Below are 11960 nucleotides of genomic sequence, written 5' to 3'. Positions count from 1 at the left end.
GGAGGGTCGGCGCGGTATCAGCCTTCGACCGCAGCCGGGTCGACCGGCCCGGCGGGCTCATCCGGCTCGAAGCGGTACCCCATGCCGAGCACGGTCACGAGGTACCGGGGCGAGGCCGGCACGGGTTCGAGCTTCTTGCGCAGCTGGGCGAAGTAGAGGCGGAGGTAGCCGGTGTCCTTCGCATGGAAGGGGCCCCAGACCTGGGTGAGGATCGTCTCGCGCGTGATCAGCTTGCCGGGGCTGTGCAGCAGCAGCTCGACGATCTTCCACTCCGTGGGAGTCAGCCGCACGGGCTCGCGCACGGCGCCCCGCTCGACCGTCTTCGCCGACAGGTCGACGCGCACGTCGCCGAACGTCGTCACGGGCTGCTCGTCGTCGGCTCCCGAGGGCAGACGGCGGGTCTGGGCGCGGATGCGCGCCAGCAGCTCCTCCATCGCGAACGGCTTGGTGACGTAGTCGTCGGCGCCGGCGTCGAGCGCCTCGACCTTGTCGGCCGCGTCGGTTCGGCCCGACACCACCAGGATGGGCACCGTCGACCAGCCGCGCAGCCCGGCGATGACCTCGACGCCGTCGAGTCGGGGCATCCCGAGGTCGAGCATCACGAGGTCGGGGTGCTCCGTGGCCGCCAGGTCGAGGGCGGTGCGACCGTCGCCGGCCGTCACGATCTCGTAGCCGCGCGCGCCGAGGGTGACCTTCAGCGCACGCAGGATCTGCGGGTCGTCGTCGGCGATCAGGATCTTCACGGTGCCTCCTCGCCGACCGTAGCCGACGCGACCGACTCGGCACGCGCCTCCGGCGTAGGGATTCCGTGAGGATCGCGATCGACCGCGGCGAGCGAGACGACCATCGTGAGACCGCCCCCGGGGGTGTCGTCGAGCGCGAGCGTGCCGCCCATCGCCTCGACGAACCCCTTGCTCAGCGCGAGTCCGAGACCGAGCCCGGTCGCGTTGTCGGTGTCGCCGAGCCGCTGGAACGCCACCATGATCTCGTCCCGTCGATCGGCGGGCACCCCGGGCCCCCGATCGACCACGCGGATCTCGACGCGGCCTCCGAACACGCTCGACGAGATCCGCGCCCGCTCCCCCGTCGGCGAGTAGCGCAGCGCGTTGTCGAGCAGGTTCACCAGCACGCGCTGCAGCAGCACGGCGTCGGCCCGGACCGCCGGCACGGCCGTCCGCAGCGAGAGCTCGACGTCGTCGGGTCCGAGACCCAGCTCGTCGAGCGCCCCCATGACGACCTCGTCGACGTCGACGTCGGCGGGGGTGACGGCCAGGGCACCCGCCTGCACGCGGCTGACGTCGAGCAGGTTCGTGACGAGCGTCGAGAGCGAGTCGAGGCTCTCGTGCGCGGTCGACAGCAGCTCGTCGCGGTCGGCGTCGCTCCAGCGCACGTCGCTCTGACGGAGACCGCTGACGGCCGCGGTCGCCGCCGCGAGGGGCCGACGCAGATCGTGTCCCACCGCGGCGAGCAGCGCGCTGCGCATCCGGTCGACCTCGGCCAGCGGCCCGACCTCGCCGGCCGTGCGGCTGAGGGCGGAGTGCTCGAGGGCGGCCTCGACCTGCGCGGCGACGACGCCGAGCAGACGACGGTCGGCCGCGGTGACGTCGCCCGTCACCTCGAGAACGGTCTCGTCGCCCACCGGGAGGCGCGTGACCGGCCCCGCCACCGCCTCCTGCCCGGTGCTCTGCAGCTCGCGCTCCCCCGAGCCCGTGTCGGTCACGATGCGGACGCGGCTGAGCCCGAAGGCCTCGCGGGTGCGCGTGATGACGGCCTGCAGGGCTCCTTCACCGCGGATGACGCTGCCCGCGATGGTCGCGAGCAGCTCGGTCTCGGCGAGCGCCCGGGCGGCGGCCCGCGACCGCCGGGCCGCCTGGTCGACCACCCAGCTGACCAGCGTCGCGTTGACGAGGTAGAGCACGAGTGCCAGCAGGTGCAGCGGTTGAGCGATGGTCAGGCTGTAGATCGGGGCGATGAAGTAGACGTCGAGGATGATGCCCGACAGCAGCCCGGCGAAGAGCGCCGGCCAGAGACCGCCGGTCACCGCGACGACGAGCACGAGCAGCTGCAGGAGGAGGACGTCGCCGGCGATGCCGTCCTCCGTCCGGTTGTTCGTCAGCAGCCAGGTGAGCAGCGGCCCGCCCGCGAGGGCGAGCACGAAGCCGGCGACGACGCGACGGGGCGAGAGGGCACCGCCGAGACGAGGCAGGCGCGAACGACCGCCCGCCGCCGAGTGCGTGACGATGTGGACGTCGATGCGACCCGACTCGCGGATCACCGTCGCGCCGATGCCGGGGCCGCTGATGGCGGTGGCGAGCCGGCCGCGTCGGCTGACGCCGATCACGAGCTGCGAGGCGTTCGCGGCCCGAGCGAAGTCGACGAGCGCCCGGGGCACGTCCGAGCCGACGACCTGGTGGTACGTGCCGCCGGCCTTCTCGACGAGTGCGCGCTGCGCCGCGAGGGCCCCGGGTTCGCCCTGCGCCAGGCCGTCGGGGCTGCTGACGTGGACGGCGATCAGCTCGCCACCCGATGACCGGGCGGCGACGCGGGCCGCCCGGCGGATGAGCGTCTCGCCCTCGGGCCCCCCGGTGAGTCCGACGACGATGCGTTCGCGCGCCTCCCAGTGGCTGTCGATGCCGTGCTCGTCGCGGTAGGCCCTCAGGGCGCTGTCGACCTCGTCGGCGAGCCAGAGCAGCGCGAGCTCGCGGAGGGCCGTCAGGTTGCCCAGTCGGAAGTAGTTCGAGAGGGCGGCGTCGATGCGGTCGACGGGGTAGACGTCGCCGGCGGCGAGGCGGTCGCGGAGGGCCTGCGGCGCGAGGTCGACGACCTCCACCTGGTCGGCGTCCCGCAGCACGGCGTCGGGCACGGTCTCGCGCTGGCGGGCGCCCGTGATCTCCTCCACGACGTCGCCGAGCGATTCGATGTGCTGCACGTTGACCGTCGACACGACGTCGATGCCCGCGTCGAGGAGCGCCTGCACGTCGTGCCAGCGCTTGGCGTTCGTCGAGCCGGGGGCGTTGGTGTGCGCGAGCTCGTCGACGAGGGCCAGCTGGGGGCGGCGCGCGAGCACGGCCTCGAGATCCATCTCGTCGAGCACGACCCCGCGGTGCGTGCGGATGCTGCGCGGCACGATCTCGAGGTCGCCGATCACGGCGGCGGTGGCCGCCCGCCCGTGCGTCTCGACGACGGCGACGACGACGTCCTTGCCCTCGGCCGCGAGCCGGGCGCCCTCTTCGAGCATCGTGTACGTCTTGCCCACCCCGGGCGCGGCCCCGAGCAGCACCCTCAACCGACCGTGCGTCATGCGGCCAGCATCGCACCTCGCCGCTCACCCCGCGGACGAGCCGACGATGCCTATTAAAGCGAAGGACCCCGTGAACTGATCTGGCGAGATCACAACTCAACGGGGTCCAGCGGAGCCGGTGGGATTTGAACCCACGGTTCCCACAAAGGGAACTCCACCTTAGCAGGGTGGTGCACTAGGCCGAACTATGCGACGGCTCCATCACGCGCCGCAGAGCGAACGCGCTCGACAAGCATACCCGGAGTCGGGGGCGAAGCGAACCGCGCCTCCTCGGCCATCTCACAGCCCCGGAACGGCGCGGGTCTCACCCGCGACAGGCGGCAGGTTCACCCGACGACCCCCCGCTCGGGGGACACGATCGGGCTTGTCCCCCCATATGCGGACCCATAGAGTACCCCTTGACGCCGGCGACGGCCGAGGCACACCTGATCCGACAGCACGGATCGCGCTCCCCCCGGCGCATGGGTCTCGACCAGCGGACGTCGCCGTGCCCGGTCGCCCCCCCCGACCTGGGCGACGCCCCCGAAGGCGTCGCTCTGCGGGCACTCTCGCCGTCATAGTGGACGGCGCACCGACGCCCTGCGGTGCCGCCCCTGATCCCGGCACCGCAGGGCACTCATACGTGCCGGTTCGGGCCGCCGTGTGGGACCCGGTCGTCCCGGTGAGCTGGTTACTCACCGGGACGGCCCTTGGCCCGAGCGACGCCGAGGAGGCGCGGTGCGACTACGCCCGCAGCCAGACCGCCGTCTCGCCCGGCAGCACCGAGTCGGAGCCGGCCTCGCCGAGCGGACCGCTCGCGACGAGCACCTCGCCGGCGGGCAGCGCCACCGGGGTCGGTCCGAAGTTGCAGACCACGTGCCAGCCGCCGGGGCGGGAGAAGTGCAGCACCTGCGGCTCGGCCCCGGCCACGGCGCCCGTGTCGGCCACCGCCTCCCAGGTCAGGGTCTCGTCGGCCTGCAGCTCGCGTCGCGCCGCGAGCGCCGCGCGATAGAGGGAGAGCGTCGAGGCCGGGTCGTCCTCTTCGGCCTCGACCGAGAAGTCGCCGAACCACGCCGGCTGCGGCAGGTGCGCCGGGCCGGGGCCGAAGCCGAACGACTCGCCCGAGCGCTCCCACGGCAGCGGCACGCGGCAGCCGTCACGACCGACGTCGACGCCCGGGTTGCGGAAGAACGCCGGGTCCTGGCGCTGCGCCTCGGGGATGTCGCCGACCTCGGGCAGCCCGAGCTCCTCGCCCTGGTAGATGTACGCCGAGCCCGGCAGGCCGAGCATGAAGAGCGACGCGGCGCGCGCGCGACGGAGTCCGCGCTCGGCGTCGACCTCGGACGCGTCGCCCCCGGCGAGCAGCCACTCGGCGCCCTGCTTGATCTCACGGCCCGCCAGCGGGGGCAGCCCGTAGCGGGTCGGGTGCCGCACCACGTCGTGGTTCGAGAAGACCCAGGTGGTCGACGACCCGGACTCCTCCGCGGCCTTGAGGTTGAACGTGATGATGTCGTGGAACGACTCGGCGTCGAAGTCCGCCTCGAGCAGGTCGAAGTTGAACGCCTGACCGAGACCCGACGCGCTGGCGTACTTCGCACGACGGGCGGGCTCGACCCAGGCCTCGGCCACGGCCGTGCGGGGCGGGTCGTACGAGTCGAAGACCTCGCGCCAGGTGGCGTAGATCTCGTGCACGGCGTCGCGATCCCACAGGGGGTGGTCGCCGTCGGCCTTCGGCAGGGCGTCGAGCTCGGCCTTCGAGGGCAGCACCTCGGGCAGGCTCTTCGCGAGACCGTGCGCGACGTCCACGCGGAACCCGTCGACCCCGCGATCCGACCAGAACCGCAGCGTCGTCAGGAAGTCCTCGCGCACCTCCTGGTTGTCCCAGTCCCAGTCGGGCTGCTCGCTCGCGAACGAGTGCAGGTACCACTGACCGTCGGCGACGCGCGTCCAGGCGGGACCGCCGAAGATCGAGGTCCAGTCCGACGGCGGCAGCTCGCCGTTCTCGCCGAGACCGTCTCGGAAGATGTAGCGGGCGCGGGCCGGCGATCCGGCGGGCGCCGCCAGAGCCTCCTGGAACCAGACGTGCCGGTCGGAGGAGTGGTTCGGCACGAGGTCGACGATCACTTTGATGCCCGCGCCGTGCAGCGCCGTGATCATCTCGTCGAACTGGGCGAGCGTGCCGATCTTCGGGTCGACGTCGCGGTAGTCGTCGACGTCGTAGCCGCCGTCGGCGAGGGCCGACGGATAGAACGGGCTGAGCCAGACCGCGTCGACGCCGAGCGTCGTCAGGTACGGCACCTTGGCGGTGATGCCGGGCAGGTCGCCGATCCCGTCGCCGTTCGAGTCGGCGAAGCTGCGGGGGTAGATCTGGTAGACGGCCGCCTGGCGCCACCAGGTGGCGTCGTCGGTCAGCAGCTGGGTCGTGGGTGAGGTCTGGAGCGTGTCGGTCATCGAGGAGCGACGTCCTTTCGAGGGGTGGGGTGATCAGGAGGCGCGGGTCGGGGAACGGGGCGGGTCTACTTGATCGCGCCCTGCGTCACCCCGGCCATCACCCAGCGCTGGGTGACGAGGTAGACGACGATCGCCGGGGCCATCGCCATGAGGTACGAGGCGAAGGCGACGTTGTAGTCGTTGCTGAACTGGGTCTGGAAGATCTGCTGCAGCACCGGGAGCGTCTGCAGCGACGGGTCGGCGGTGATCAGGGACGGCATCGCGAAGTCGTTCCACGATGCCAGGAACGCGAAGATCCCGACCGTCGCGCTCATGGGGGCGAGCAGCGGGAAGACCAGCCGCCAGAAGACCTGCCAGGTGCTCGCGCCGTCGAGGCGCGCGCTCTCTTCGAGCTCTTCGGGCAGCGAGCGGAGGAACGCCGTGAACAGCAGCAACGAGAACGACAGCTGGAACATGATGTGCAGCACCGCGACGCCGCCGGGGTTGTCGAGCCCGACCAGCCCGGTGAGCTTGATCTGCGACAGCGCCACCACGGGGAACGGCAGGAACATCGCCGCGAGGAGGTAGAAGAACGAGTACCGGAAGAGCTTGCGATCCCAGTTGCGCGAGATCGCGTACGACGCCATCGACGCGAGCACCACGGTGCCGATCACCGTGGCCGCGGTCACGAGCGTCGAGATCGCGAACGCCCGCGGGAAGTCGGTCAGCCGCCACGCCGCCGCGAAGTTCGTGAGGTCGAGAGGAGCCGGCAGGCTGAACGCGTTGCCGTCGACCGCCTGCGCGCTCGTCTTGAGCGCCATCGTCACCGTCACGTAGATCGGCACGAGCACGGTGAGCGAGGCGAGGGCGAGCAGCACCGTGACGAGACGGTTGGGTCGCTCCTGACCGACCCGGCCACGACGGCGACGGGTGGGGGCGTCGGCGTCGCGACCCGCGCCTCCGGGGGTCGGCGCGTCGGACAGGGTCGGAGTGACGAGGGCAGTGTCAGCCATCAGACGGCCGCCTTTCCGCGGGTGATCCGGAGTTGCACGAGGGCGATCGCCACGGCGATCAGGAAGAAGATCGTCGCGTTGGCCATCTGGTACGCGTAGTCGCCGCCGGTGAAGCCCGAGAAGATCGTCATCGCGATGCTGCGGGTCGACGTGCCCGGTCCGCCGTTCGTGAGGCCGACGATGATGTCGTACGAGTTCAGGAAGTTCTTGAAGCCGATGATCGTGTTGATGACGATGTACCCGGCGACGAGCGGCAGGGTGATCGACTTCAGCTGCTTCCAGCCCGAGGCGCCGTCGAGCGCGCCGGCCTCGTAGACCTCGCCCGGGATGGCGAGCAGACCGGCGATGTAAATGAGCAGCGTGCTCGGGATCGCCTGCCACGCGGTCACGATGACGATGCCGATCCAGGCGGTGTCGGCGTTCGCCAGGATGCTGTCGCGCAGCGAGTCGATGCCCAGCGCCGCACCGAGGGCCGGCACCGAGTTCGAGAACAGGAAGTTGAAGACGAACGCGATGATGATGCCCGAGATGACCATCGGGATGACGAACACGGCCCGGAGGGCGTTCTTCGCCGAGATCCGCGAGGTCAGCCCGATCGCCAGCAGCAGCGCGATCACGTTGACGGCGAGCACGGTCACGAGGGCGAAGCCCATCGTGAAGCCGTACGAGCCGAGGATCGCCGGGTCGGTCGCCATGGCCACGTAGTTCGTGACCCCGACCATGTCGAAGTCGCCGAATCCGATCGAGTTCGTGAAGCTGAAGAACACGCCCATCGCGGCCGGCAGCGTGATGGCGAGGGTGAACATCGCCAGCGTCGGCAGCAGGAAGAGGTAGAAGACCGGGTCGGTCCGCCTGCCGCGGCGTCGCGGCACTGCCTTGTCGACGGCGCTCATGCGCGGAGCGCCAGACGACGCCAGTCGGCGTCCATCGTGCGGAGCGTGCCTTGGGCGCTCGCCCCCGTGACGATCCCCTGCACGTAGTTCTCGGCGGGGATGGTCAGCGGGATCGCCTTCGAGGCGCCCTGGTAGAAGCGGGCCTCGTCGTAGTAGGTCTGCATGCCGACGATCCGCTCGTCGGTGACCGGCGGCGCGGTGGTCGTCGTGCCGAAGGCGAGGAAGTCGCGGTTGTACGCGTCATGGATGTCGGGCTGCATGAGATAGCTCAGGAACTCTCTGGCCGCGCTCTTCTTGCTCGACGACTCGGGTACCCAGAGCGCGAGGTCGAGGTTGACGCGGACCTTGCGGTCGTCGGGGTCGGCGGTCATGGGCAGGGGGAAGGTGCCGATCCGGGCGTCGGGGTTCGACTTAGAGATCTCGCCGAGCGCCCAGGGACCCTGCATGAGCATCGCGGCCTGACCTTCGGCCATCGCGAGGTTGCCGTCGCCGTAGCCGCGGCTGTTGCGGTTCGGGTTCGAGAGACCCGCGAGCTGGATCATGCGGTCGACCGGCTCGGCGAAGTCCTTCTCGAACGACACCGAGCCCGTCCGTCCGACGGCCGTGCCCTCGGCGTTCATCCGCTCGTAGAAGTCGGCCACGTCGAGCATCCCGCCCGTCGTGTAGTCGAACAGGCCCTGCGCGACCGTCCACGGCTCTTTGAAGGTGCTGTAGATCGGCGTGACCCCGGCGCTCGTGAAGGTCTGGCAGGCCGCGAGGAACTCCTCCCACGTGGTGGGCACCTCGACGCCGCGGTCGGCGAACAGCCGCTGGTCGTAGATGACCGACGCGGCCGTGATCGAGTACGGCAGCACGCTCGTCCGGCCCGGGTAGGTCGCGTACTGGTCGACGAGCTGCTGCACCTCGGGGCGGATCGTCGCCGCCTCGGGCATGTCGCTCAGGTCGCTCAACGCCCCCCGCTCCATGAAGCGGGCCATCTCGAGGTTGTAGGTGAAGGCCGCGATGTCGGGCGGGTTGCCGCGGACGAAGCCGGCCGCGATGCCCGAGGTCGAGTCGTGCACCACGCGGATCGACGACTGCGACGCGTTGAAGCGGTCGACGAGGTCCGAGAAGTAGCCGATCGCCTCGGGCTTGGTCTGGTAGAAGGTGATCTCGGTCCGCCCGCCGGAGCGGACTCCCGAGGGGGCGCAGCCAGCCAGCAGCAGGGCCGCCCCGGCGGCGCCGATGCCGCCGAGGAGAGCGCGGCGGCTGAGGCCGGCTCCCGAGGGCAAGGGGGGTGTGGGCACGTCGTCATCTCCCGGGTCGCGACCGGGCGTCGCTGCCGGGTCGAGTTGATCAGGTGTCTAGATTTAGACACTAGATCAATCCGGCGCGTGGCACCATGGGGTGTCCCGATCACGGGCCACCGGAGCCGAGGAGGCGCGCATGACCCCCACGAGACGGGTCGCGTCGTCGAACGGGGTCGCCTCCCCCAACGGGGTCACCTCGCCGAGCGTGCTGCGCCGGATGAACGCGACCGAGGTGCTCCGGCACGCCTGGAGCGCCGACGCGCTGACGGCGAGCGATCTCATCGCCTTGACCGGTCTGACGAGGTCGACGGTGATCGGGGTCTGCGACGAGCTCATCGACCGCGGCTGGCTGCGCGTGCTCGCCGACGCCCGCTCGACCGGCGACTACCGCACGGGTCGACCCGCGCGGCGTTACGCGCTCGACGTCCGCGCCGGTCACGTGGTCGGCGTGGACGCCGGCCAGCACCACATGACCGCGGTCGTCGCCGATCTGCGCGGGCACGTGGTCGGCCGGGTGGCGCGGCGGATCGACCCCGCGGGCTCGTCGGGCGACCGCCGACTGGCCGTGTCGCGCCTCGTCGACGACGTCCTGCTCGAGTCGGGCGTCGACCCGGTCGACGTGCTCGCGATCGCCCTCGGGGTGCCGGCCCCGGCGAACGCCGAGGGCCGATCGCCGAACGAGGTCGGCGCCGACTTCTGGACCCACATGAACCCCGACTTCGTCGGACTCTTCGCGGCGCGGGGGTGGATGGTCGTCGTCGAGAACGACGCGAACCTCGCCGCCGTGGCCGAGGCCGCCGCGACGGCCCCCGCGGCGTCCGCCGGCGACGCGCGCGCCCTCTCGTTCGTGACCCTGCTGGCCGGCGAGCGGTTCGGCGCCGGGTTCGTGCTCGACGGGTCGCTCGTGCGGGGCAGCCGCGGGGCGGCGGGCGAGATGCGCCTCCTCGACCTGGTGCAGGGCGTCGAGTCGGCCGACGGGATCGGCGCCGTGCTGCGCGAGTCCGTGAGACTCGCGCGGTCGTTGCGCACCATCCCCGCAGGGTCGCCGCTGAACGGCCTCCCCGACGACGAGCTCGAGGCCCCCGCGGTGCTGGCGGCGGCCGACGCCGGCGACGCGACCGCCCTGCGACTCGTCGAGCGCGCCGCCGAGCGCCTCGGCCGCGTGTGCGCCGTGCTCAGCGGCATGCTCGACGTCGACCGGATCGTCGTCGCGGGCGCCCTCGCACCGTCGATCGGGCTGCTTCTCGAGCGGACCACCCCCTGGCTGAGCCACTTCACGCACCGCGATGCGCCCGAGGTCGTCGCATCGACCCTCGGCGACCAGGTGGTGACGCTCGGCGCGGTCGAGCGGGCCGTCGCGCACGTCCGCGAGCACGCCTTCGACCTGACCGTCGGCGGGTGACCCCGGCGCTGTCCGCGATGCGAGTGCGGCCGGTCCGATGGCCCCGCGGACGTCGCGCGACGCGTCATCGACCGCCTAGCGTGGCCTGGCGCCGTGCCGGATCAGCCGGCGCCCGAGGCGAGAACCGACGAGACGAGCACCGCATGAGGACCACCACCCTGCACATCGACGGGCAGTCGTTCTTCCTCGACCCCGAACTCGACACCACGAGCCTGCGGGCCGAGATCCTGGCCGGCAGCGCGAACGCGGCCTTCGTCGAGTTCTCCGCCCTCGGTCGCGGCGAGGTGTCGGTCCTCGTCTCGCCGCGGACGTCCGCGCGGTTCGAGATCGCGGACATCCAGCTGGACTTCGGCGACGACGACCCGGAGCACGGCGACGGCGACGCCCCGGCTCAGGGGTAGCCGACGAACCAGAGCAGCACCACGGCGACGGGCTGCAGGGTGACGCCCGCGGCGAGCAGCGATCTCCGGAGGCGCGGTGACGCGGCGATCGCGGGGTGCCCGAGCAGCGGCGCGACCGGCATGAGCAGCCGCGGCAGACTCTGCTGCGGCAGGAACACCGCCACGAGGTAGAGCACGTACGCGGCCGAGTACGACCACACCTCGACGCCGAGCGCCCGGGTCGACCGCTTCGCGAAGAAGCGGACCGCGAGCGCCAGCACGGCGAGCACGAGCACCGCCCCCGCGACGCCGAGGAACGTCGTCGCCATGACGAACCACGGGGTGAGGGGCACGAAGTGCTGCCGCCCGACGAATCCGACCCACCACGACAGCTCGGTGTCGACGTAGGCCCCGGGGCGCCCGGTGACGGCGTCGGCGATGACCGGCCACGCGAGACCCGCCGCCGCGACGACGAGGCCCGTGACGACGAGTGCGACCCTCTCGCGCCTCCGGAAGCCCTCCCTCTCGCGGACGAGTCGGACGATCCCGGTCACCGCGAGGCCGAGGGCGAGGGCGAGCACCCCGGGGCGGGTGAAGGCGGCGACGACGGCGAACGGCAGCATCAGCAGGTACCGGCGGCGGATCATCATCAGCAGCGCCGCGAACACGAGCATCAGCATCAGGCTCTCGGCGTAGGCGACCTGAAGCACGAAGGCCGTCGGGCCGAAGCAGAAGAGGGCGACGGCCCACATCGCGTTCGGGGCGCCGACCGTCTCGGTGACGATGCGGTGCAGGAGGACGGCGGCACCGCCTCCGGCGATCGTGGCGACGACGAGTCCGATCGCGAAGAACGCGTTGCCCGCCAGGTCGACGCCCAGCACCGTCGCGACGAACCGCACCACGGCCGGGAACACCGGCAGGAACGCCCAGGGGTTGACGGCTACCTCGCCCTGCTCGTCGAGGGGCAGCTCGGTGGGGTAGCCCTGCTGGGCGATCGTCCGATAGAAGCTGGCGTCCCACGAGCCCGAGAACGACGCGAACGACGGGTCGCTCCGTCTGCTCGCGAACTCCCACCCCTGCGAGGTCGCCAGGGTGAAGAGCCCCGCGAGCCAGGCGCTCGAGACGACCCGCGACAGGGCGTAGAGCACCAGCACGACCACCACCGGCGGCGCGGATCTCACCCGGGTCGCGACGGTCTGCAGCACCCCGCGAGCCTAGAGCGTCGGCGCCGGGGTACAGCGGCCCTGAGAAGGTCGTGGGACGAACCGCGAGG

9 protein-coding genes and 1 tRNA gene are annotated in these 11960 nt (G+C 71.6%); 2 read left to right on the top strand and 8 right to left on the bottom strand.

The window, feature by feature from the left end; genetic code table 11:
* Positions 1-17: 17 nt before the first annotated feature.
* From ASF89_RS12560 to ASF89_RS12530, 7 genes are all read right to left on the bottom strand, one after another.
* Positions 18-743 carry a response regulator gene (locus ASF89_RS12560; protein ID WP_055795269.1) on the bottom strand — a complete coding sequence of 242 codons (726 nt, stop codon included), beginning with the start codon at positions 741-743 and terminating at the stop codon, positions 18-20.
* On the bottom strand, positions 740-3301 hold the full coding sequence (locus ASF89_RS12555; RefSeq protein ID WP_055815315.1) for an ATP-binding protein: 2562 nt from the start codon (positions 3299-3301) through the stop codon (positions 740-742). The genes ASF89_RS12560 and ASF89_RS12555 overlap by 4 nt, the downstream gene beginning before the upstream one ends.
* Positions 3302-3411: 110 nt before the next feature.
* Positions 3412-3501 (bottom strand) — tRNA-Ser (locus ASF89_RS12550).
* Positions 3502-4024: 523 nt separating this feature from the next.
* Positions 4025-5731, bottom strand: a complete 1707-nt coding sequence (locus ASF89_RS12545; RefSeq protein ID WP_055815311.1) for a glycoside hydrolase family 13 protein — start codon at positions 5729-5731, stop codon at positions 4025-4027.
* Positions 5732-5796: 65 nt separating this feature from the next.
* Complete coding sequence (locus tag ASF89_RS12540; RefSeq protein ID WP_082490002.1) at positions 5797-6723, bottom strand: carbohydrate ABC transporter permease; 927 nt, start codon at positions 6721-6723, stop codon at positions 5797-5799.
* Positions 6723-7616: a carbohydrate ABC transporter permease gene (locus tag ASF89_RS12535; RefSeq protein ID WP_055795264.1), complete on the bottom strand. Its 894-nt coding sequence runs from the start codon at positions 7614-7616 to the stop codon at positions 6723-6725. Before ASF89_RS12535 ends, ASF89_RS12540 begins: the two co-directional genes overlap by 1 nt.
* Complete coding sequence (locus ASF89_RS12530; protein WP_200937178.1) at positions 7613-8902, bottom strand: ABC transporter substrate-binding protein; 1290 nt, start codon at positions 8900-8902, stop codon at positions 7613-7615. Before ASF89_RS12530 ends, ASF89_RS12535 begins: the two co-directional genes overlap by 4 nt.
* A 139-nt stretch (positions 8903-9041) precedes the next feature.
* Between ASF89_RS12530 and ASF89_RS12525 the strand changes: the two genes are divergently transcribed.
* The gene (locus ASF89_RS12525; protein WP_055815304.1) at positions 9042-10307 is read left to right on the top strand and encodes an ROK family protein; all 1266 of its coding nucleotides are present in this window, start codon (positions 9042-9044) and stop codon (positions 10305-10307) included.
* 143 nt (positions 10308-10450) lie between these two features.
* Positions 10451-10708, top strand: a complete 258-nt coding sequence (locus ASF89_RS12520) for a hypothetical protein (protein WP_156463410.1) — start codon at positions 10451-10453, stop codon at positions 10706-10708.
* Here the strand turns inward: ASF89_RS12520 and ASF89_RS12515 are convergent.
* A complete protein-coding gene (locus ASF89_RS12515; protein ID WP_055815298.1) occupies positions 10699-11892 on the bottom strand; it encodes a mannosyltransferase family protein in 1194 nt (397 codons plus the stop codon). The genes ASF89_RS12520 and ASF89_RS12515 overlap by 10 nt on opposite strands.
* Between the last annotated feature and the right edge of the window lie 68 nt (positions 11893-11960).

Origin of the sequence: Frigoribacterium sp. Leaf172 (assembly GCF_001424285.1) — a bacterium.
In the GTDB taxonomy this organism is placed as follows: domain Bacteria; phylum Actinomycetota; class Actinomycetes; order Actinomycetales; family Microbacteriaceae; genus Frigoribacterium.
Note: the sequence above shows the minus strand (reverse complement) of the source record. Positions and strands in the feature narration are given on the sequence as shown.

Bases quoted from the DNA above. Each gene is read 5' to 3' on its own strand.
- ASF89_RS12555 (WP_055815315.1), bottom strand. From the start codon at position 3,301: ATGACGCACGGTCGGTTGAGGGTGCTGCTCGGGGCCGCGCCCGGGGTG.
- ASF89_RS12545 (WP_055815311.1), bottom strand. From the start codon at position 5,731: ATGACCGACACGCTCCAGACCTCACCCACGACCCAGCTGCTGACCGAC.
- ASF89_RS12540 (WP_082490002.1), bottom strand. From the start codon at position 6,723: ATGGCTGACACTGCCCTCGTCACTCCGACCCTGTCCGACGCGCCGACC.
- ASF89_RS12535 (WP_055795264.1), bottom strand. From the start codon at position 7,616: ATGAGCGCCGTCGACAAGGCAGTGCCGCGACGCCGCGGCAGGCGGACC.
- ASF89_RS12525 (WP_055815304.1), top strand. From the start codon at position 9,042: ATGACCCCCACGAGACGGGTCGCGTCGTCGAACGGGGTCGCCTCCCCC.
- ASF89_RS12520 (WP_156463410.1), top strand. From the start codon at position 10,451: ATGAGGACCACCACCCTGCACATCGACGGGCAGTCGTTCTTCCTCGAC.